General features: G+C 26.6%; 20 protein-coding genes, 1 tRNA gene and 1 pseudogene. 15 read left to right on the top strand and 7 right to left on the bottom strand.

From position 1 onward, the window contains the following. The first annotated feature begins 446 nt into the window (after positions 1-446). Entirely contained in the window at positions 447-989 is a 543-nt protein-coding gene (locus A966_RS12575; RefSeq protein WP_008726202.1) for a ferritin, read from the top strand. 30 nt (positions 990-1,019) lie between these two features. Continuing rightward, positions 1,020-1,849: pseudogene (lptB, locus tag A966_RS12570) on the top strand (LPS export ABC transporter ATP-binding protein). A gap of 81 nt (positions 1,850-1,930) precedes the next feature. On the opposite strand, the gene A966_RS12565 reads toward lptB, so the two are convergent. The 5 genes from A966_RS12565 to A966_RS12545 all read right to left on the bottom strand — a co-directional run bounded on the left by A966_RS12565 (position 1,931) and on the right by A966_RS12545 (position 5,509). After that, positions 1,931-2,857 carry a DUF4340 domain-containing protein gene (locus tag A966_RS12565; RefSeq protein WP_008726198.1) on the bottom strand — a complete coding sequence of 309 codons (927 nt, stop codon included), beginning with the start codon at positions 2,855-2,857 and terminating at the stop codon, positions 1,931-1,933. Positions 2,858-2,926: 69 nt separating this feature from the next. Continuing rightward, the gene (ruvX, locus tag A966_RS12560; RefSeq protein WP_008726196.1) at positions 2,927-3,346 is read right to left on the bottom strand and encodes a Holliday junction resolvase RuvX; all 420 of its coding nucleotides are present in this window, start codon (positions 3,344-3,346) and stop codon (positions 2,927-2,929) included. A 15-nt stretch (positions 3,347-3,361) separates the two neighbouring features. Further along, positions 3,362-4,597: a peptidase U32 family protein gene (locus A966_RS12555; RefSeq protein ID WP_008726194.1), complete on the bottom strand. Its 1,236-nt coding sequence runs from the start codon at positions 4,595-4,597 to the stop codon at positions 3,362-3,364. Between the two features lie 464 nt (positions 4,598-5,061). After that, on the bottom strand, positions 5,062-5,385 hold the full coding sequence (locus tag A966_RS12550; protein WP_008726192.1) for an STAS domain-containing protein: 324 nt from the start codon (positions 5,383-5,385) through the stop codon (positions 5,062-5,064). A 41-nt stretch (positions 5,386-5,426) separates the two neighbouring features. Beyond that, positions 5,427-5,509 (bottom strand) — tRNA-Tyr (locus tag A966_RS12545). Between the two features lie 157 nt (positions 5,510-5,666). On the opposite strand from A966_RS12545, the gene A966_RS12540 reads away from it, so the two are divergent. From A966_RS12540 to A966_RS12530, 3 genes are all read left to right on the top strand, one after another. Further along, positions 5,667-7,337 (top strand): hypothetical protein, encoded by a 1,671-nt coding sequence (locus tag A966_RS12540; RefSeq protein ID WP_008726190.1) that lies wholly within the window; start codon positions 5,667-5,669, stop codon positions 7,335-7,337. Positions 7,338-7,441: 104 nt separating this feature from the next. Beyond that, complete coding sequence (locus tag A966_RS12535; RefSeq protein WP_008726187.1) at positions 7,442-10,696, top strand: AsmA family protein; 3,255 nt, start codon at positions 7,442-7,444, stop codon at positions 10,694-10,696. Positions 10,697-10,730: 34 nt separating this feature from the next. Next, entirely contained in the window at positions 10,731-11,345 is a 615-nt protein-coding gene (locus A966_RS12530; RefSeq protein ID WP_008726185.1) for a hypothetical protein, read from the top strand. Positions 11,346-11,719: 374 nt separating this feature from the next. On the opposite strand, the gene A966_RS12525 is transcribed toward A966_RS12530, so the two are convergent. Further along, a complete protein-coding gene (locus tag A966_RS12525; RefSeq protein WP_008726183.1) occupies positions 11,720-13,303 on the bottom strand; it encodes a helix-turn-helix domain-containing protein in 1,584 nt (527 codons plus the stop codon). Positions 13,304-13,682: 379 nt separating this feature from the next. Here A966_RS12525 and A966_RS12520 point away from each other — a divergent pair, with 379 nt between their 5' ends. From A966_RS12520 to lysA, 5 genes are read left to right on the top strand one after another with little or no spacing between them, the layout of a single operon-like run. After that, positions 13,683-14,873, top strand: a complete 1,191-nt coding sequence (locus A966_RS12520; RefSeq protein WP_008726181.1) for an HPr family phosphocarrier protein — start codon at positions 13,683-13,685, stop codon at positions 14,871-14,873. Between the two features lie 4 nt (positions 14,874-14,877). Beyond that, positions 14,878-15,573: a metallophosphoesterase gene (locus A966_RS12515; RefSeq protein ID WP_008726178.1), complete on the top strand. Its 696-nt coding sequence runs from the start codon at positions 14,878-14,880 to the stop codon at positions 15,571-15,573. A 21-nt stretch (positions 15,574-15,594) separates the two neighbouring features. Further along, on the top strand, positions 15,595-15,870 hold the full coding sequence (locus A966_RS12510; protein WP_008726176.1) for a hypothetical protein: 276 nt from the start codon (positions 15,595-15,597) through the stop codon (positions 15,868-15,870). Between the two features lie 60 nt (positions 15,871-15,930). Then, positions 15,931-16,839, top strand: a complete 909-nt coding sequence (locus A966_RS12505) for a divergent polysaccharide deacetylase family protein (protein ID WP_008726173.1) — start codon at positions 15,931-15,933, stop codon at positions 16,837-16,839. Positions 16,840-16,872: 33 nt separating this feature from the next. Next, positions 16,873-18,111 (top strand): diaminopimelate decarboxylase, encoded by a 1,239-nt coding sequence (gene lysA / locus A966_RS12500; RefSeq protein ID WP_008726171.1) that lies wholly within the window; start codon positions 16,873-16,875, stop codon positions 18,109-18,111. Positions 18,112-18,261: 150 nt separating this feature from the next. Here lysA and A966_RS12495 read toward each other — a convergent pair whose 3' ends face one another. Next, a complete protein-coding gene (locus tag A966_RS12495; protein ID WP_008726169.1) occupies positions 18,262-18,678 on the bottom strand; it encodes a metal-dependent transcriptional regulator in 417 nt (138 codons plus the stop codon). Positions 18,679-18,889: 211 nt separating this feature from the next. On the opposite strand from A966_RS12495, the gene A966_RS12490 reads away from it, so the two are divergent. The 5 genes from A966_RS12490 (at position 18,890) to A966_RS12470 (ending at position 22,816) form a co-directional block, all read left to right on the top strand. Further along, positions 18,890-19,576: a response regulator transcription factor gene (locus A966_RS12490; protein ID WP_008726166.1), complete on the top strand. Its 687-nt coding sequence runs from the start codon at positions 18,890-18,892 to the stop codon at positions 19,574-19,576. Between the two features lie 12 nt (positions 19,577-19,588). After that, entirely contained in the window at positions 19,589-21,352 is a 1,764-nt protein-coding gene (locus A966_RS12485) for a sensor histidine kinase (RefSeq protein WP_039955677.1), read from the top strand. 67 nt (positions 21,353-21,419) lie between these two features. Then, positions 21,420-21,629, top strand: coding sequence for a heavy-metal-associated domain-containing protein (locus A966_RS12480; protein WP_008726163.1), 210 nt, complete (start codon positions 21,420-21,422; stop codon positions 21,627-21,629). After that, positions 21,629-22,207 carry a Holliday junction branch migration protein RuvA gene (ruvA, locus tag A966_RS12475; RefSeq protein ID WP_008726161.1) on the top strand — a complete coding sequence of 193 codons (579 nt, stop codon included), beginning with the start codon at positions 21,629-21,631 and terminating at the stop codon, positions 22,205-22,207. Before A966_RS12480 ends, ruvA begins: the two co-directional genes overlap by 1 nt. Before the next feature lie 102 nt (positions 22,208-22,309). Beyond that, positions 22,310-22,816 carry a GNAT family N-acetyltransferase gene (locus A966_RS12470; RefSeq protein ID WP_008726160.1) on the top strand — a complete coding sequence of 169 codons (507 nt, stop codon included), beginning with the start codon at positions 22,310-22,312 and terminating at the stop codon, positions 22,814-22,816. Positions 22,817-22,864 lie beyond the last annotated feature (48 nt).

Below are 22,864 nucleotides of genomic sequence, written 5' to 3'. Positions count from 1 at the left end.
CTTTTTAGTATATAAAATCTTTTTTCTTCGTTCTTTTTTGCTTAGACCAAAAAAGAACCAAAAAAGGCTATTTACTTTTTAGTAAAAAAGTAAATAAAAAATAATTTTATTATTGTTATGTTCGCCGAAACCTATAAATGTATTCCATCTAAAGCTGTAATACGGTTTCGGCTCACTATTATATTATTTAGGGATTACTTTTTATTTATATGTTTGCATTATAGAATGTTATATCTTTTTATTTTAATATTTTGCTGTATAATGAAAGGTACGATGCCGCACTTACATTGTGCTATCTTAAAAGTTAGGCGATACCGTGCTGCTTGGTGTGCGGTAACGGCTCGTAGGCTTGTGAAATTATAAAGAATATTATATTTTTTTCTTGATAATTTTAAAACATATTATAGAATACTTGAAGGTTATAAAATATTAAAAAGGAGTTTATTATGTCCATAATAAAAGAGGATATTATTAAATTGTTAAATGTGCAGTTAAATAAAGAATTATATTCTGCTAGTTTTTATTTTAATATGGCAGGTTGGTGCGATAAGAAAAGTTTGAAAGGATGCAGCAGCTTCCTATACGGACACTATAAAGAAGAATTAGAGCATTTTGAGAAATTTAGAGATTTCATCAATAAAGTGGGCGGACAAGCTGTTATTAGTGATATGCATGCTCCTCAAAGCGAATTTAATTCTGTAGAGCATTTATTTGAAACTGTATTAAAACATGAAGAATATATCACTTCATGCATAAATGAATTACTCGGAAAAGCTATGGAGAATAAAGATTATATTACATCTAGGTTCTTAGATTGGTTTATACAAGAACAGCTTGAAGAAGAAGAATTGTTCCATGATATTATGGCAAAAATTAAAATGCTCGGCGGCGGTAATCTAGAAGGCAGAAACCTTTATACATTTGATAAGGCTATGAATACTTTGAATACTGAAAAGCATTCAAGCGGACTCGATATAAATGTACAATAATAATTAATAATAATAATAAAGAGAGGGTATATGTTTAGTAAATTTCTTAATATTTTCAAAAAAAAGATAATACAAATAATATGCCCTCTGCTCCTATAACTGCTGATAATTTTTTTAATTATGATAAATCAAACCCCTATGAGATTCGTGCTGTTAATCTCACTAAATATTATGGAAAGCGTAAGATAATAGGCGATATTTCTTATAATGTGAAGCAGGGTGAGGTTGTAGGGCTTTTAGGACCTAATGGGGCTGGAAAGACTACTAGTTTCTATATTACTGTAGGATTCGTTACAGCAACTGCAGGAAATGTATATCTCAATGATCTTGATATTACAAAACTCCATATGCATGAAAGAGCCACTTTAGGAATAGGATATTTACCTCAGGAGGCTTCTATTTTTCGTAAGATGTCTGTTGAGGACAATCTGCTTAGCATATTAGAATATAACAAAGCATTGTCTGCTAAGGATAGAATGGATATAACAGATATGCTTCTGGAAGAGTTTAATATTACTCATGTAAGAAAACAGAACGGATATACTCTTTCAGGCGGTGAGAGAAGAAGATGCGAAATAGCAAGAGCTTTGACTGTTAATCCTAAATTCATATTATTAGATGAACCTTTTGCCGGAGTTGACCCTATTGCCGTTATAGATATACAGAACATCATAGCTTCTTTAAAAGAAAAGGGATTAGGAATACTGATTACCGATCACAATGTACGAGAAACTTTAAGAATTACTGACAGGGCGTATATAATGGGTAACGGACAAATATTGGTAAAAGGCACTCCAGATGAAATAATCAATAATCCATTAGCCCGTAAAGTTTATTTGGGCGAATCTTTCACTATGTGATTTTTATTTTCTATATAAAAAAGGAGCTTATTAAAGCCCCTTATTATTTTATTATTTTTATTATTTTCAATTATATTATAATCAATTAATTATATAATTTACTGCTTCTATAAATGTATTAAATGAACTTTCTGTCATATAGTATCTATTATTATCATTATGGCTTACTATTTCATAATTATTGTCATCGAGTTTATTTAATACTTCATAAGATACATTACCATTCAAAGCCTGTATATTGATTTTATATAATGGTAAGTTTTTACTTGTATCAGCATTAGTTATTAAACCGTCAGCATTTAAATTTGCCAAAGTAAATATGCTTGTATAAACATCATTTGCTTTTACAGTATTATTATTCCAATTTTTTATCCAAGTATTATTAGTGTCATTAGTGTTTTTTGCCAATGTATATGAATTATTATTGTATTCTATAGTTATCTGTTCTATATCATCATTTCGCACTTGAGATATAGTTTTGTTTATAAGGTCATTTTCTGTTTTATCGAATATATCTTTAGGATTTGAAGAAGTATTTCCAAGAAGATATATATTATTGTCATTATTTATTTTGGCATATACGCTATTTCCGAAAGCGGATTTCATGCCGAATTTTATATTTCTTACTTCTTTCGATGAACTGTCTAATGCTGAAACTGTTAATGCTTCTTCATCTGTTAATTTATATTTTGAAATGCTGTTATCATCTCCCCTTGAAACTATTTCTATAGGCTGTATGCTGCTCAAAGCATTAGTAATTGTATTTATCAAATTATTATCAGCATTATATTTATCATTTACAGTCCATTTATTATCATTGTATTTTATAGATATAGTTTCATTTGCCCCTCTTTTTATAGTTATTTCAGATATATTTGAGTTTATTTGTTTTAATTTGGGCAGTGAATATCCTCTGTTTTTCATAAATGTTACAGCAATTAATATTATTATTAAAACTGCGATTATAGATGATAATGTTATATATTTTTTAGTTATATTATTATTCATATTTTTATTACCTTTTATATTTTTGTTAATATATATAACTACTTAATATAAAAATAGTAAATAGTTATATTATTGATTTTTATTATTCATATTAAGAACATTCAAATAATTTTCTAATATTAAAGCAGCAGCAATTAAATCATTAGCTTTATCTTTAACTTTTTTCTTTTTTCCTCTTAATATAAAATCTGCCTCTTTTGAAGTACCGTATTCATCAACAAATACAATATCAACTTTCACACTTTTTAAAAGAAACTCAGAAAATCTTCTTATTTCTGAACACCATTCACTTTCTTTTCCTTCATCGGATAAAGGCAGACCAAAAACAACAGTATCAATATTTTTTTCTTCTATTATATCCATCAATGCCCGTTTTACTTTTCTAGCATTGCTTTCTTTTATGAGCCTGCATGGAAAAGGAATTTTTATATCCATATCCATAAAAGCAGTACCTGTTTTTTTTCTTCCGAAGTCAACACCTAGTATCATAATTTAATCTTCTTATTAATCTTCTTCTATAGTGATAATGTCGTATTTTTTGAAATCATGTACTCCTGATTTAATATAGGCATTATCTATATTTCTAATACTATCTGTCTCTACAAATTCATTTTCTTCTGTTTTTATAAATAGTTTAAATCTATTATCATTATGTTTTATGAAATCCCTGCCTATATATATTAAATCATCTCCTTTTTTTATAGTGTTATACACAGTAATTTTTGCATATTCCTCACTATCATCAGCAATCATACCCATAAGTCTTCTGCCTTTGAGATACCCTTTGAGAGTAGGTTTTATATTATCCCTTCCGAAATAGAATCCTGTGTCGCTTTCTCTTCTGCTTATAGTTTCAAGCTCTTTCAAATAGCTGGCAATAGGTTCTTTTTTTATAGCCTCAGGATATGAATCATAACCGATTCTTTCAAGAAGATCTAATAACATTCTATAAACTCTGACTGTATTAGCTACATAATATACGCTTTTCATTCTGCCTTCTATTTTTATAGAATCAATACCTGCTTTCTGTAGTAAATGCAGATATTCAGCCATTTGTAAATCTTTGCTGCTTAATATTGTAGAATGATTTTCTCCTTCTTCAATTTCCATAAACTCTCCGGGTCTTGTTTTTTCTTCTATATATGTTTTGAAATTCCATCTGCAAACCTGAGAGCATTCTCCGCCGTTGGCATCTCTATTATTTAAGAAATTTGATAATAAACATCTTCCGGAATATGACATGCATACAGCCCCATGAACAAAACTTTCTAATTCTAAATCGGTATTAGCCCTAATCTCTTTTATCTCATCTAAAGAAAGTTCTCTAGCTAATATTATTCTGCTAGCCCCTAAACTTTCATACATTTTACAAGAATAACTATTTGTAACAGAAGCCTGAGTGCTTATATGAATATTAGCTTCCGGTATTGTTTCTTTAACTATACCTAATACTCCTAAATCAGATACTATAAATGCATCTATATTTAAATTCTGTATTTCTTTTAAATATGCTTTTAAGTTATTTTTATCATATTCATGCAAAAAAGCATTTAAAGTTAAATATATTTTTTTATTTAATTTTTTAGCTAACTGTGCACATTCAGCAAGTTCATCTATAGTTGTATTTTTGCTTTGATGCCTTAAATTAAATAAGGCTCCTCCTATATATGCAGCATCAGCTCCGTAATGATACGCTACTTCTAATTTTTCTTTATTTCCAGCAGGTGCTAAAAGTTCCATTTTTATATCCTCTTATTTTTAATGCGGTTTATTTTATATCAAAATTGCTAAAAAGTATATATTTAATTTTTATTATTATTGCATAATATTTATAAATAGACTTGTTTAAAAACTAATTTTATTTATGATTGAGGTAACTAGAATTGTGAATTACACAGTCGTACTAGTAAGTGTACCAATATAGTAAAACCTCGCTTATTTTTCTCAATAAGTATTTACTCGGTGGTTCCCTATAGAACTATGGCTTTCTGTTTGTACCTAAGAAGTACTAGGTATTGAATCATGACAAATAAGTCCCATAGCGAATAGTGTGCAGGCATGTATTAGATAAGCAGTATAGAACATATATGCTACAGACTGTATATTTATATATTAAAATAATAATCTATAAAACATTATTTTCGTAATTAATAAATTATAAAATTTTATATATAATTTCATTAAGTATTTTTTAAATAATTATATTATATAATGAAATCTTTAGGGTCATCAAAATATTTTATTAAACTAAACATCATTAAACTTTTTATAGTAGGTTTTATGGATTCATCTAAATTGGTCATAAATAATTTAACTTTTAGAGACTGAAGATTTTTATAAAGTTTAAGTATTTTAGATATACCGGCACTGTTAATTTCTTTAACATTCTTCATATCTAATACTACTACAGGCATTCTTATATTGCATGCTTCATTAGAATCTTCTATAAAAGATTTTATTTCCTCGGAAGTGGATAGGTTAGCTTCCATAACTATAGATATGTATTCATTATTAAATTCTATAGCCAAAGCAACACCTCATTTTAAGATAAATATTCGTAAAAAGAATGTGGGCAGGGAGGGATTCGCACCCCCGTAGACTCACGTCGGCAGATTTACAGTCTGCTGCCATTGACTGCTCGGCCACCTACCCATATTAATTTGAAAACGTAAAACAATAATAACATATATAAAAAAAATGTCAATAGCTTCTATTAATATTTTTTTCAATATATAAAAATATTAAGTATCTTTTTATTATAGAATGATGTATAATTTTTATATATATTGTTTTTATAAGTGGAGATAAAATGAATAAAATTGGTTTTGTATTAATTATTAATATGATGATTTTATTATCCTGCAGTTCTTCTCAATATAAATTGGAAAAGAAATCTGGAGGCAATAATACTTTTGAAACCGCTCAGGAAATTAATAAAGATGGTATAATAGGACAGCTGGAAGGCGATAATACAGATTATTATTATTTTACTTTTGATGGAAAGGCAAGCATTATAGATTTTTATGTTTCAAATTCTACATATTCTCCAGTTATAATGACTATATATGATTATAATACTAATATTATAAAAGTAATAAATGAACCTGATGAAATACCATATACTGATACAAATTCTATTAAAAATGATATTGATACTAATGAAACAGTAATAAGCAATAATAATCAAAATAAAAAAGAAGAAGAAATGATATATACTACTCAAGTTATGAAGAATATATATTTTGAAACTTCTCAAAATAATACAGAAGAAAATAAGTATTATATATCAATAGCTCCTAAAGATACTGTAAAAGAAAATCTTGATTACATGTTTATCATTAAAAAAAGAGATTATAAAGAAAGTGATGAGAAAGAGCCTAATGATAAAATTTCTGCATCTCAGATTATAGATGTTAATAGCGATAACAGACTCTATACAATAGAAGGATACTATGGTCAAGTATATAATCCGACTTTAAAAACAGGTGATTTGAAAAATATGGAAGTAGATGCCTATAAAATAACTAATAGCTCTTTTAATACTTATTCCATTTCTATAGAACTTTCAGGAGTTCCTGCAATAGATGCGAGCATAAGATTATATGATCAGAAAGGAAATTGGATAACTATGAAGGATATTAATAATGTAGGAGATGGAGAAGTAGTTGATAAACTCATACTATATCCTTATATGTCATATTATTTTATATTGGCTTCTACTAATGCTGTTAATAATATACCATACAGAGTAAGTATTATAGCCAAGCCTTATGATAAATACACAGAACATGAACCTAATAATAAATATTCAGAGGCTCAGACTATAGAGTTTAATCAAACATACAAAGGCGCTATAGATTATTCTTATGACAGAGATTATTACAGCTTCAGCATACCTATTAAGTCAAGTGTTAAACTTTCTTATTTTCTGATAGATTCTCAGGCTATTAATATAAGTATTTCTAATGATACATTGGGTAAAATTGTTACTATGCCGCAGACAGATGATGAGTATGAGATAAGTTTATCTCAGGGAAGGTATTATCTTATATTCGAAAGAGATTTGACTAAAGAAGGCTGGAAGAAAGGAATTTCAAAGGCTAGAAACTATGAATTTAATATGAGCATATCAAATGAGATAAGCGGTGATTATAATTACGGATATGATTTCTATAATAATACAAATACCTATGAAACAGATTATTATAATTATAGTAATAATTATTTAAATGATAATAATATTCCTGAAGAGCAGTTTGAAGAAAATTTGGAAAGTAATTTCAATAATACTAATAATATTATAATTATAAGACCGGAAGATTATAATTCTGAATATTATTATTACAGTAATGAAGAAGAAACCAATGATGCTGAAAATACCAATGAAGATATATACAGGTATAATGATGATTATTATTATGATAATAGTCAGGATAATACATATTATGAAGATAGTACATATTATGATAATGGCTTTTAAATATTTATTTGCTATTGATAAAGAGTATATTTTATAATATACTATCTTTATAAGTGTAAAATTGTTTTATAAACAGGTAAAATATATTGTTATAGAAGTTTATTATGAAGAAATTTTTTAATAAAAAAGAAAAAACTGAGACATCATCAGAACAAGAAAATAATCAGAAAAAAAGAAGATTCAAAAAGAGATATATACCTCTAATACTTCTTTTTTTGATTATTATAGGTATTGCAGGAGCTAGAATATATTTTAATAATGAAAGAGTGAAAAATCTTATTGAAAATATAGTATACTCTGCTACTGATAGAAAATTGGAAATAGGGGATTTCAAATACGGATTATTATTTCCAAAAATAGAGATGAGCAATGTTATTCTTTATAATTCAGCTAATTTTAATAATGAAGAAAATATAAAGATAGATAATTTTAGATTAAAATTTTCTCTTTTTTCTTTATTCTTTTTAAAGCTTCATGTTCAGGATTTAACTATAGATAATTTATATGTCTATATGTTTACAGATGAAAGCGGAAATTGGAATTTACCGGATATGCCTCCATCTGAACCTAAAGTGGAAGATACAAATAAAGAGCCTTTCGATTTCAGCAAACTTGATTTTTTAAAATTAAAAGCTGATGTAGAAAACATCAGAATAAATAATTTAGCATTTAAAGCAGACAGTAAATCATTTTTAACTAATGTACCTAATAATGGACTTATAGCAAGTTTAAGTAATTATAATCTTCATTTAGATTTGCATACAAAAAGGTTTTCATTGTCTCAAGTAATGGGAATATCTGCTCCGGAGGCTTTAAAAGATATTTATTTAAAAAGTTTTATAAGTAATAGTTTGGCTTATAATGACAGTAGTATTTTCTTTAATGATAATCCTTTATTTAATTTAGATATATCCTATCCTAAGAATGAAAATGGTACAGAAAATAAAGATGAAATAATAATAACATTCGATTTTGAGATAGATGATCCTAATTTCAGCTACAATGGCAAAAAACGAGATGATATGCAGTTTGCAGCACATTTTCTTGCTAGATATAATATAAGAAATCAGAGTGTATCTATAGAGAATTTATCTTCAGAGCTTTTAAATGATGAGATATTAAAAGTTATAGCATCTGCCAATCAAATATTCAGCGGAAATATAGGCGTTAATTTAGATACTTTATATGCAAGACTTAATTTAGATAAGGTAAATAGTTTAGCATCTATGTTCGTACCTTCTTTAGGTATTAGTATGAGCGGTATGGTTAATGTTGATGCTGATAAAAGCATTGGTACTATAAATAATTTAACTAATACAATAAATCTTGTATTAGATAAAATAAATTTTTCTATGGGAGACACCATAGTTGTAAATAATCTTAATTCAAAAACAAAATTAAATTTTACTTTAAATCCTAATAACATTTCAAATGAAGATATAAAATTGGAGCATAATACTACTATCGATAGAGTAACAGCATTGAAATTGTATAGATTAAATAACACAGATATATCATTAAGGCTTTTATCATCTTTAAATGGGGCATTAGGAATTGTACCTGCTATTAATGATCCTAGTAAGAAAAGCGATACGATTCTTTATATTGATAATATATCTTCAAAATATATTAATTCTGATATAAAGGTTAATGGGGCTGTGAAGTTTGATGAGCCTACAGATTTGAATATAAGTGTAACATCATTGCCTATTGCTAATTTTTCAGGAGGGCTTGCAAGAGGTTCTCTTAATTTAGATGTTCATGTTTTTGGAGACATGATAAATGATATAAATACTACAGTAAACGGTATCATTAGAAATTTCTCTTATAATTTAAGCGGTGAAGTTTCTTCTACTGCTACAGCTAAACTTAATGTTCTTGCTAATGCTGATTTGATTAGTCAGAATGTTAAGGTTTCAGAGCTTAATTTAGATTTGGATAATTTTCTTAATTTTAGATCTAATATTGATTTAGAAGGTTTAGGATTAAAAAGAGGTTTTGTTAATATATCAACTTTTAGAATAGCTCCTTATGCTATGAAAAATTGGCTGTCTACTAAATTTGCTGAGATTCTTGACAGTCTTCCTTTTGAAGATGATATAAAAATGACTAGTGCTTTGGGATATGATTTGTCATTAGAGGATAAATTTGCAACAGTTACAAATTTCAGTACATTTTATGTAACAGAAAAACAATATAAGCTTCAAGATGTTACTATGAAAATAGATACCGATGTTAGTTTTGGAGATAATCTATATGCTAATATTAGGCAATTTAATTTACAAAGTCCGGCTAATAAATTATTAGTGCATCTTGACGGATACTTCACACCTGTTATAAAAAATGCTAATTTAAATTATAATGTTGGTTTAGATACTGAAAGTTTATACCTTCCTTTTGGTATTGAAATAGGAGGGTTATTCAATGTTAATGGTAATTTGAAAAATAATATAGCAGATGGTATTTTTAAAACAGATGGATTCTTTGCTAATATGGATTCACCCGATAAAATGTCGATAGTATTAAAAGGATTAACTTCGAATATAGATTATCATTTTGATTTGACTCCTACAGATAATGAGGTAGCTGCAACAGCAACTAGATACACTCCTCTTATAGAGCAGATTCCAAATGTATTTTTTGAGCAGTTAAGAGTATATTTAAAAATACCTCCGTTTATAGATGACAGCATTAGAATAAGAGATTTTTCTTCTTATGTTAAAGTTCAGGGACATGGACTTACTATACAGGATTTGAAATCATCTTTATATATAGGCGGTGAAAAATTTGATGATAATTTGTTTTTAACTTCAATATCAAATAATACAGCACCAAGAAGGGGAGCTATACATTTGCCTTGGCTTAATGTAGATTTGGGCAGCTTTAATACAAGTACTATTAAATATGATATGCGTGTTTTAGCTAGTGATATAAACTTTAAATATTTGCTTGCTCCTGAAAACAGAGAAAAAATTAATGATGAAAAATTATTGGTTAATCTTACAGCCGATATCGCCGGAGTTGGGGTAAGTCCTTTAAATAATATTAAACCTACAACATTTTTTGTAGGTATAAGTAAAATGTCTACAGAGTTTTCTAAATTCTTAATAGAGATGATAAGACCTATTAACCCCGGTATATCTACAGTTGAAAATATAGTACAATTCGGTTATGATCCTAATTCAGTGGAGTTTAGTATATCTGCAAATAAAGTGTTTACTACATTCTATTTTAGAGATCAAAACTTAGATAAGCCTAATCAGCAGAAGCAGCAGCTTATAGCATTTGAAGGCGATAAATTCGGACTTGAACCTATGCCTTTCTCTGATGTTATATCATATTTAGAGGGTGGAAATTAATAATAATATAGAAAATGGAGGAGATATTCGTTTTATGAAATTGTATAATATGATATTTGTTTTAATTGTTATGATATTTATTACAAGCTGTTCAAAACTTATAGTGGTACAGGAACCTGAGATGAGAGTGCTTGGAGGAAAAACTTTAATAGAAGCTCAGGTTTTGGGAAGATACAGGCAGATAGATGAAAGTGCATATCAAATATCTACTCTTTCTAGTGAGGAGGATTTAAATCTTATAATGGTAAGTACGAATGTTTCTGATGAATTATCTCAGGGATATAAAGAAGCTTTAATAAGAAGCATGTTCAATCAAGATGAAATAAATTTATATAAAACTAATTATTATATAGGTGAAAATAACGGCGGATATTTATCATATATAGCATTTGATGTATCCAAACCAAAGACCTCATACAGTGAAGAGAGAATAAAATATATAAAAGAAATAATGGAAAAAGAAAATACCGATAGAAGAACTATAGCCGAATATTTAATATTATCAGATCCTAAACTAAGTATGGCTAATATAAAAGAGGTTGAAACTGCTCTTTATAGAAGAAATGTACAGAAACTTATAGATAACTCATATTATCAGCTTCCAGACAGCAGCTGGACTGTTTACAGCAATGAGAATACTAATAGCTAAATAGTTTTAATATATAATAGACTTGTTTCAAAAGTAATTTTATTTATAATTTGTGGGGACTAGCCCTGCGAAGCACACAGTCGTGCCACACCCCCACTTCTTTTGCCGCCTAGGCACCTACTCGGTAGTGACCCATACGAAGTACGCCTACGGCGAGAAGCAAAAGGACTGTATATTTATATATTAAAATTATAATTTGTACAACATGTAAAACATCATCTCTGTCATTTTTAAATTAAATAATTTTTATAATTAATATTGTCAGGTAGTTTTGAAACAAGTCTAATAAAAGTTCAATACGAAAAATTTAATATAATAAAAAAGAGCAAGTATTAAAATAATACCTGCCCTTTTTTATTTTATATTGTTTTTATCTACTTTTTATTTTTTTCTGTTTCTATATAAGAAGCAAAATTGTTCAATATAGATTTTATATTTTTATACATTTTAACATCTTCTTGATATTTCAGAGTTTCTTTTGTTTTAGTATCTATTTCTTTTAGATTTGTCAAATAATTATTAAAATATTCATCTATAGTTTTATTATATTTAGATACTACATTTTCTTTCTCATAAGCTTTAATAACTTTTTTAGAAAGTGTTTTTTTCCAATTTCCTGAGAAAGACATAAATCCTGATAATATAAATACTACACTAGGAAGAAATGATAGAGATACACCTATAATATTTATTATTTTCATTGAACTGTTTTTTAATAATTCAAATGAAGATAAAATTCCTATAGAAGTATTTATTAAATTTGTTTTTATTTTGTTCGGCTCTTTGCTTTCAAAATCTTCTTTTGTAAGAGCAAGCATATTGTATAATTGTGTATCAAGATTTAAGTTTATACTGTTGCATAATACTTTTATATCATCTTTTTTTCTATATACATTATTATCATCAATAGATTGAATTATACTGTCTATATTAAGAGTGTTTCTATATATTTCATTAAATGATTCTTTAACTGATATTTTTATTTTATTTAAATTAACTTCTAATTTATCATTTTCTTGGAAATCATTTTTATTGTCTATTATTTCTGTAATGAAATTAATATTTGTTAATATTTTGTTATAGTAAGCATATTTTATATTTTCAGCAAAGTCATCTTTAATCTGCTTAACTAAGTTAGTGTTATTAATTGAAAATGGGAAAAATCTTTTTCTTAGCAGAGAATAATCTATTTTCTTTATATTATTAGAAGATTCTATGAAGTTTTTTAATACTTGAAATTTTTTATCAATAACACTGTCTAATTCATTTTCATCAAATATATTAGCTTTGGAGAATATTATAGATATATTGCTGAAATCATCTATAAAATTTGCTAAAGCATTTATATTTGTGATATCTTCCTGAGAGAAAGCATTTATATCACATAAATAAATAAACATATTTTGATTATTGTATATTCTAGTATTAAGAAGATTTTCCTTGTACTCAATAATTCTAAACAGTTTGGAATCATCATTCAAATAATATTCATCGTTATTTGTTTCTTCAGAATAAGGATTCGTGTCAATATTCTTATCAAATATTGCATTTATAAATGAAGTTTTTCCGGAACTGTATCTTCCATAAACAACAATATCAAAAGTTTCACTGATTTTATTATAAATATCAGAAGTCAGTTCAGATATTTTTTCATTATTCTTTTTATCTGTCGCACTTATTTCTTCATTGAGTTTATCTATGATGACTTGTACATTAATAAGATTCTCATAAAGATATGGATTTTCACTTTCAAAAGAATTCTTTTTATATTTTGTAAGTTCATCAATAGTAAGTCCGGTATTTTCTGCAAGCTTATCCAAAAGGTCAAGAGTTATATTATTTGCATTTCTTTCCAATCTTGAAATATAATCCTGACGCACACCTAACATTTTAGCAAATTGACTTTGTGTTAGCTTCAAAATTTTTTCTCTAATATCTTTTAAATTAAAATCAATCATATTTTTTTCTATTTTTCTCTGTTATTTTATTTTCTATTATTATAAACAATATCATTTAGAATTTCAAGGGTTTTTATGTATGATTCGTATAATATTCGCTCTTATGTATGTATTTAAAATAAATATAGCATTTTTAATGAAATTTTTAAGTTTAAAAATATTAAAAGATAAAATTGTTTAAAGTTATTTTATTTATGTCATTGATAATTAATTAAATTATTCTAACTTAATATAGATATTTTATATATCCTATATAGGTATATCTATGTAGATATTCTATATAGTTTTTAATATGTTTTTATACATAACTAATTGATTTGTTTTTATATTTGTATATAATTGTATTTATATAATTAAATAAAATTACACAGGATACTATATGGAGAATAATGATTTTATATCTAAAGAATTTGAATGCAGAAATGATACGCTGAAAGATGTCAAAGAGATTTATCCTATTGTAGATTATTTTAAGACTATAGATGATAAGATTGAAATAGAAAATCAGAATGGAAAAAGAGTCAATGCCAAGTCTTTTGTGAGAGTATCTGCTGTCAATATAAGATATGGAGATAGATTTATACTTTATGTTTACGGTGATGAGAGAGAAAATAATATTAAAAATATAGAGGAGTTTTTGTGCAAAAATAAATTTTATACTTTAGAAAAAATAGAAGAATTAGAAAAGGAAAAAGAAAAGTTAAGGAAAGAAGAAGAAGCCGAACATAATAGATATATAGAAAAAGAAATATTATCTTTAACACCTGATGACAAAAAAGAAATAGTAAAAATCAATATAGAAGAAAAGATAAAACTTCTAAAAGAAAAAAGGGATTCTCTGCATTTAGAAAGTCTAAATTCGGATAATAATATTTTGTATATTAAAGATAATGATAAAACAAAAATTATTGATATTATTAATAATAATATATGCGATATAATAAAGCATTTATCATCTCATTATGAGATATCTATAAAAGAGAGCAGAAAAAAGAATTTTATTTCATATCTAATAAGCGTAGTAAAAGGAAAAGATATGAAATTTTTTGATATATATATGTTTTTTAATGATATAAAAAAATATTTATCAGATCAGTTTTATAAATTATTTATAGAAAAAATTATAGGTATAGAAGATTTGCATGAAGAATATGATACGATAGTCATTAATAATTTTGTTGAGGAATCTATAAAGACTTTGGATTATGTTATTGAAGATAAAAGAAAATCAGCGGATTATTCTATTAATATTTATATGATGGATAATGCGGAAAATATTAATTCAAATAGTAATATGTATAGAATAATAAATATAGTACAGACTATAGGAAAGATTTATGAAATAAAAGAAAGTATTATAGATAATATCATTGATAGGATAAGAGGCGATTATGAACCTTCTTTATACATTAATAATAAATCTAATATAGAGGAGTATAGTGATAATCTAAAAGAGTTTAAAGATTATTTGCAAAAAGAATTTGAGAGTATTTATGTTTCTGTAGTTTCAGGAAAAAATAATTCAAGTATTGATTATCAGAATATATTAAAACTTGCAAGGAGGATTTAATAAAATGAGGTTTGCAGTTATAGGAGATTTGCATGGAAAAAACTGTTGGAAAAAACTTATTGAAGGAAGATTTGATAATTTTGATAAGATAATTTTTATGGGAGATTACAGCGATGACAGTTGGGTTACTTTTACAGATGAAGAAATAGTTAATAATTTAAAAGAAGTAATAGAGTTTAAAAAGAATCATAATGATAAAATTGTTCTTCTTATAGGCAATCATGACTTTCAGTATATAGTGGGATATCCTACAGCTAGCAGATATAGAAAAAGTTATGCTGAAGAGATGCATGAAATATTTAATAATAATTCTGATATTTTTAGTCCTATATACATAGAAAATAATTATATATTTACTCATGCAGGAATTACAAATGGCTGGATTGAATATATAAAGCATAAATATGATATAAAAGATATTAATATTGATAATGTTTATGATATAGTGAGTTTAGTTTATAAAAATAATAAAGATGACTGCAATATAGCTTCTTTCAGAAGGGGGGGAGGCAGTGAATTTGCTGGAATATTATGGGCTGATACGGGAGATTTATATGAGGATGCATGGACAGGATATAATCAGGTTGTAGGGCATAATAGAGTAAAAGCAGGAAGTGTCATAAAAAAAGATAATTATGCTGTTTATATGTCAGATCATTTTGATACTGAGCAGGATAAATTATTGGTATTAGATATATAATTTTGTTATAGGAGTTAATTTATGTTTCCTGATAGGCCGCCTTTTCATTATAGATGCAGAAACTGCGGATATTTTTTTACTTCAGATAAAAAATTAAATGCACCTTCAGAACTTTCTTTTGTATCGCTTGATTTTAAAGATATAGAAAAATATGAAAATGGAGATAAAATAGTTGAAATTAATGCAGAATCAAAAAAAGAATCTTTCATACAAAAACTTTTTAAAAAACTTTCTCCAAAGTGTCCTAAATGTCATGAACATGCTGTTGTAAGTATTGATTATATGGTTCATAAGTAATTGACTTTTATTACTATATAAGATATTATTAACATATTATTTTTTTATATTAATATTTTTATGAAAAATATATTTATATTTGCACTATCAGTTATTATACTTTTTATATTTGCCTTTACTTTTATAAAGGTTAAAGAGAATTATAATATTAGTTTTGAATATGCAGATAATGTTTCTAATATCTCAAATGACAACACGATTTTGCAAAAAAATATAAAAGAAAAACCTTCAAATGATATATTTCATTTAGCAGATATAAACTCTCCTGATATTGCAAAACCTATTTTAAATAAAATAAATGAACATAGTAATTGTATAAGTATTATTATAGATGACAGCGGAAATACTTTAGATAATTCTCAAAGATATTTTTCTTTAGCTAATGAATATAATATAACTTTTGCGGTGCTTCCTGATTCTTATCATAGTACAGATTTTTCTTATGCGGCATATAGTAATAATGTTAATGTTATTTTGCATATACCTATGGAGGGTAGCGATTATTTCGGAGAAAAGACTTTGATAAGAAAATCAATGAATGAAGATGAAGTATTTAGACTATTAGATTATTCATTTTCAAAGGTTCCTTATGCAAAGGGAATGAATAATCATACGGGTTCGATTGCAAGCTGTGATGAGAGCATAGTTTCTTATATGCTTAATTATGCTAAGAATAATGATAAATATTTTATAGATTCTTATACAGTGTCCGGTAGTTTGATATACGATATGGCTTTAAAATATGGAGTAAAGACAGCTAGGAGGTCTGTATTTTTGGATAATGAAAGAGATTATTCTTCTATAATGAAGCAATGGAGGGAGTTAATAAAAATGTCTAAAGAGTACGGCATAGCGATTGGAATAGGGCATTATCAAAGTGAAGAAACATTAAAAGTATTAGAAGATAATTTACCGCTTTTAGCAGATGAAGGAATTATGTCTGTAAATATAACAGATATATTGAATTAAAAAATTTAAATAAAAAATTAGGGGAAAAGAATAATGATTGCGTATAAAAATAATATATTGATGTGCGAAAATATTGATATTAGGGATATTGCTGAGGTTTATGGTACACCTTTTTATATTTATTCAAAGAATGATATTTTAAGTAAAATAAGATTTTTAAAAGAAGTATTTTCACCTTTAAATGATGCTTTGATAGTTTATGCGGTTAAGGCAGAAAATAATTTATCTATATTAAAAATTATGGCTGAAGAGGGTATAGGTGCTGATGTTGTATCTATAGGAGAGACTTTGAAATATATAAAAGCGGGAGGAAAGGCTGAGAATATAGTATTTTCTGGAGTTGCCAAAACAGAAGAAGAGATAAGAAAATCAATAGAGCTTAATATAAAACGTTTTAATATAGAATCTATTCCTGAAGCTGTAAGAATTAATAATATAGCCAAGGAGCTTAAAAAAAGAGTTAAATGTTCGATAAGAGTTAATCCTAATGTTGATGCTCATACTCATGAGAAGATTACTACAGGAGTTAGCGGAAATAAATTTGGTATAAGTATAAAAACTATAAAAGAGAATTCTGAATTATTAAAATCTTTGGATAATATAGAAATAGAATCATTATCAATGCATATAGGCTCGCAAATGACAGATGCCGATCCTTTTTACAGAGCCATTTCAGTGATGAAAGATTTTATTGCTGAAATTAAGAGTATTGGTTTTAATATTACTGATATTGATATAGGCGGAGGATACGGAGTAAGATACAATAGGGGTAATCCTGGATTTGATTTTGATAAATTTAAATCTAAAAGCATTAGTTTATTGAAAGAAATGAATTTAAGAGTTACAACAGAGCCTGGAAGGTATTTTGTAGCAGAATCCGGTGCTTTAATAATGAAAGTTGAATATATCAAAGAAGAACTCGGAAGAAAATATGCTATATTAAACGGCGGCATGAATGATTATGTAAGGGTAGCTATGTATGATGCTTATAATGAAATATATCCATTAGTTAAAAAAGATAATATTTCAAATTATGATTTTGTTGGTCCTATATGCGAAAGTTCAGATTTTTTTGCTTATGAGAGAAAATGCAGTGTTTTAGAGCAGGGTGATTATGTGGCTTTACTTGATGCCGGAGCTTATGGATTTAGTATGTCAAGCAATTATAATTCAAGACTTCTCATACCTCAAGTTATGATTGATGATAAAAAACATTATATCATAAGAAAAAGACAGACTTTTGATGATATGATAAAAGATGAAATACTATAATTAATTAAATTATTAAAAATATTAAAACAAAGACTAAATTTATAAAAATGTATAATTTAGTCTTTGTTATTTTTTTATAAAAATTATTTTTATTATACAATATAAGTTTATATTAAATTAGATTATAAATACTGATTATAAACTGCTTATTTAATTTTCTTTATTAAAAATATTTTCTTTTTTGCAGTATCCGCAAAGAAACTCTTTAAACTTATGTACAGTATCTTTGCTCATAGCATGTTCTATTAAACATGCTTCTTCATCAGCTATTTTTTCATCTACATTTAATACTTTTGTAAGGAAGTAGTAGAATATAGCATGCCTTTCAGCAATATCTTTTCCTATAGCTCTTCCGCTTTCAGTAAGCTCTATATCTCCGTAATGCTCATGTTTTATATGCCCTAATTTTGACAAAGTTTTAATAGCCGTATTAACACTAGCTTTGGAGCGTCCTACTAAATCAGCTATATCTGTTATTCTAATAGCTTCTTTAAAATTTTTTTCTACTTCAAGGTTGTAGATAGTCTCTAAATAATTTTCTAATATAGGTGTTATTTCTTGTTTCATATATAAATGATTTTAATATAAAAATATTATAAGTCAATATTTAAATTCCTATTTTTTTACATAATGTAGAATATCAAAGTTTTATATTTCATAATAAATTAGTTATTTTAGTCTAAATAAATATTTTTGACAAAAAATATTTTTTTATTATATTTATGATATAAAAAGTGTTTAATTTGACAATAAATTATTTTAATTTTGGTAGTATTTTATGAATAAAGAACTTATTTACTCAGTAGAAGATGATGATAATATCAGAGATCTTATTAAATATACTGTTGAAGAGGCAGGATATACTATAGAATGTTTTTCTAATGGCAATGATATGCTTGAGGCATTGAAAAAACAAACTCCTAATTTGGTATTGCTTGATATAATGCTTCCTGACATAGAAGGTACAGAAATATTAAAGATTATTAGAACAGATTATGCCCATCTTCCTATTAAAGTAATAATGCTTACAGCTAAAACCAGCGAAATAAACATTGTTACAGGTCTAAATTTGGGTGCAGATGATTATATGCCTAAACCTTTTTCTGTACTTGAGCTTCTTGCAAGAATTAAGGCAAATTTAAGAAAGAAAGATGTAAGATTGGATGCAGAAGAGCTTACTTTTGGTGATATAAAACTTGTTGTTAAGAAGAGAAATGTTTTTGTAGGAGACAGGCAGGTTATTTTAACGCAGAAAGAATTCGATTTGCTTAAGCTATTGATGGAAAATGCTAATAATGTAGTTGATAGAGAAACTATGCTTGAAGAAGTATGGGGCGTTGATCATACTATGGAAACAAGAACCATTGATATGCATATAAAGTCAATAAGGCAAAAACTTGATTTAACTAAAGAAAACATTATAACCATTAGAGGTATGGGATATAAATTAACAGATGTACAATAATTTTAATAAAAGATGATCAAGAATATATTTTATAAATCATTACTCATTTTGATACTTTCAAGTGCTTTAATGTTTATAGGTATACTGTTTACTGTGCAGTATAATAATATCGTATACAGTCAGGTTATGATAGTAAATATTATTGAAATGCTTGAAAAAGAAATTGATTTATACGATGTACAAACTGAAGATGCTTTTAGAAAATTTGTACTGCAGTCGGATAAAGAAGAATTAAGGATCAGTATAATATCTACAAATGGAGTTGTAATAGCTGATACTATGACAGATACTTCCAAAAATCCTATGGGAAATCATACCAATAGAAGCGATGTTATAGCGGCATTGCATAGCATAGAAAATAAACCGGCTTTTTCTATTAATACTTCTATTAGTCAGAAAACTCCTTATATGTATGTGTCCAAAAAAATTAAAGCTGATGACAAGAGAGATTATATACTTAGGGTTTCTATTCCTATAGAGTCTGTTAATAAATATTTAATAAGTTTTTTATTTACAGCTGTTATGGTTATAGGTGTAGTTATTATAGTTATGGCTTTGGTTCTTCCTTTGATGAGCCGTAATATTATGATTCCTTTCTATATGATAAAAGAAACTCTTGATAATATATACAATAATAAATCAACAACGCCTAAAAATTTAACGGGATATAATGATATAAATACTATTCTTTATGATATAAATGAATTAGCTGTGAGTTTGAATGAAAATATTACAGGGTATCAGACAGAGAGAGAAAAACTTAATTATGTACTTGAGAATATAGCACAGGGTATTATTGCTGTTAATAAAAATAAAGAGATATTTTTTATTAATCAATATGCATTGGATTTGCTTGAAATTTCTGACAGTAATATAAAAAAACTTAATGAGATTATAAAAGATGATTATGTAATAGAAAAAATAGACAATGCCATAGAGTTCAGTAGATTTTCAAAATTTGATGTCAAAGAACATACTATGGATATAGAAATAAGTATTATCCCCATAAGGAACAATGAAAATATATCGGCATTAATAAAATTTGAAGATGTTACAGATATAAGAAAGGTTGAGATAGAAAAGCAGGATTTCTTTATAAATGCTTCTCATGAATTAAAAACCCCTCTTACTTCTATAATAGGATATTCTGAACTTCTTATTGCTACAGGCGGAGGAAAGAATCAGGCTGATTTTATTAAAAGGATTAATAATGAGGCTTTAAGAATGAAAGACCTTGTTATTGATATGCTTACATTAAGCCGTATAGAGGCTAATTGGAAAGAGACTATTGATGAAGAAATAGATATTAAGGATATTGTTCTTGATGTATTTGAGAGCAATAGAATAAAAGCAGAACAGAGAAATATAGATGTACAATTAGATATAGAATCAGCTGTTATAATGGCTAATAAAGAAAAAATTACTGAAGTTGTTAATAATTTAGTTGATAATGCTATAAAATATACTGATGATGAAGGTAAAGTAAAGATATATCTAAAGAAGAATGCAGATAAAGCTATATTTTCAGTGAAGGATACGGGATGCGGCATAGCTCCGCAGTATTTGAATAGAGTTTTTGAGAGATTTTTCAGAGTTAAAAACAATAAATATTTAAAAGTTCATGGTACAGGTCTTGGACTTACAATAGTAAAAAATATATGCAATTATTACAATGCGGATATACATATTAAAAGTGAAGAGAATGTCGGTACAGAGATGACAGTTGTATTTAATTTATATAAAGAAGAAGATGTTAAAAAAATTGAAAAAAAATGAAAAAATAATTGAAAAATACCCTTGCGTAGTATATAATTGTTAGATAATTATAACAAAGGAGTAGTAAATGAAAAATATTACTATAAAAATAAAAGGTATGGGCTGTCAGAATTGTGTTAAGGCAGTTACAGAGGAATTAAGTGCTTTAGACGGTATAAGCAAAGTTAATGTAAGTTTAGAAAATGCTTGTGCTGAAGTGGAATATGATGAGTCTAAAGTAGGTACTGATAAAATGTTTGAAGCTATAAAAGAATTGGAATACGAACCTAGTTTATAATGTTCGCTTTTATAGAAGGTAAAGTTCAAATAATATCTGAAGGTGTCATAGCTCTTCTTTGTAATGGTGTTGGTTATGAGATTATAGTATCAAAAAAATTAGATGTAAAAAATGATGATAATATAAGACTTTATACCAAACTCATACACAGAGAAGATGCTATGATACTTTATGGTTTTTTGACTAGAGAAGAAAAAAATATGTTTACTACTCTGATGTCTGCTTCAGGAGTAGGTCCTAAATTGGCTATGGAAGTTCTTTCTACTTATTCCATAAATGATTTGATGCATATACTTTTTAATAAGGATATAAATTTACTTAAAAAAGTATCGGGTATGGGAGTTAAGAAGGCAGAAAAACTTTTATTTGAGCTTAGGGATAAAATAGAAAAGATCGATATTAATATTTCATCATCTGTTATTAGTAATGATAATGAAAGCGATGTTATAAAGGCTTTGATATCATTAGGTTTTTCAAATAATGAAGCTGTTAAGGCTTTGTCGGCAATAGAAAATAAAGATAATATGACTACAGAAGATTTGATAAGTAATGCTTTAAGGAATCTCAGCAGTTTATAATTTTTTATTAAAAATAATAATAAATAATTGAAAATAACTTATTATAGATATATAATTTATTTAATAGTAATAATTATTATTAAAATGCTGAGGTATAATTAAATGGATATAACTATAAAGAAAGCCGGATTAGAAGATGTTTTTGATATAAGTAAGCTTCATGCTATATGCTGGAAAGATGCTTATAAAAATATTATACCTGATTCATATCTTAAAAGAATATATTTAGATGATTGGTGCGAGGAGTTTGAAGACGGTATTAATAATAAAACAAGAGAGGCACATTTAGCATATATTGATGGAAAGCCTATAGCGGTTATATCACATGGAAAGAGCAGATGCAGTATGGAAGGGTATGGAGAGATAATATCATTATATGTTCACCCTATATATCAAGGCTCCGGAATAGGTAAGTTATTATTAGAGCAGGCTGTAAAATATATGAAAGAGTCTGGATACACTAATATATGTCTTTGTGTTTTTGATAAAAATGAAGAAGCTAAAAAATTTTATGAGAAAAATGGTTTTAAAGATTCCGGTACAAAAAACACTTTAAAAATAGATGATGAAGATATAGCAGAAAGCGTATATGTTTATGATATTAATTAAAGAAATATATATAAGCCGTTAATATACAAATATTAGCGGCTTTTATTT

Origin of the sequence: Brachyspira hampsonii 30446 (assembly GCF_000316195.1) — a bacterium.
Taxonomy (GTDB): domain Bacteria; phylum Spirochaetota; class Brachyspiria; order Brachyspirales; family Brachyspiraceae; genus Brachyspira; species Brachyspira hampsonii_C.
Note: the sequence above shows the minus strand (reverse complement) of the source record. Positions and strands in the feature narration are given on the sequence as shown.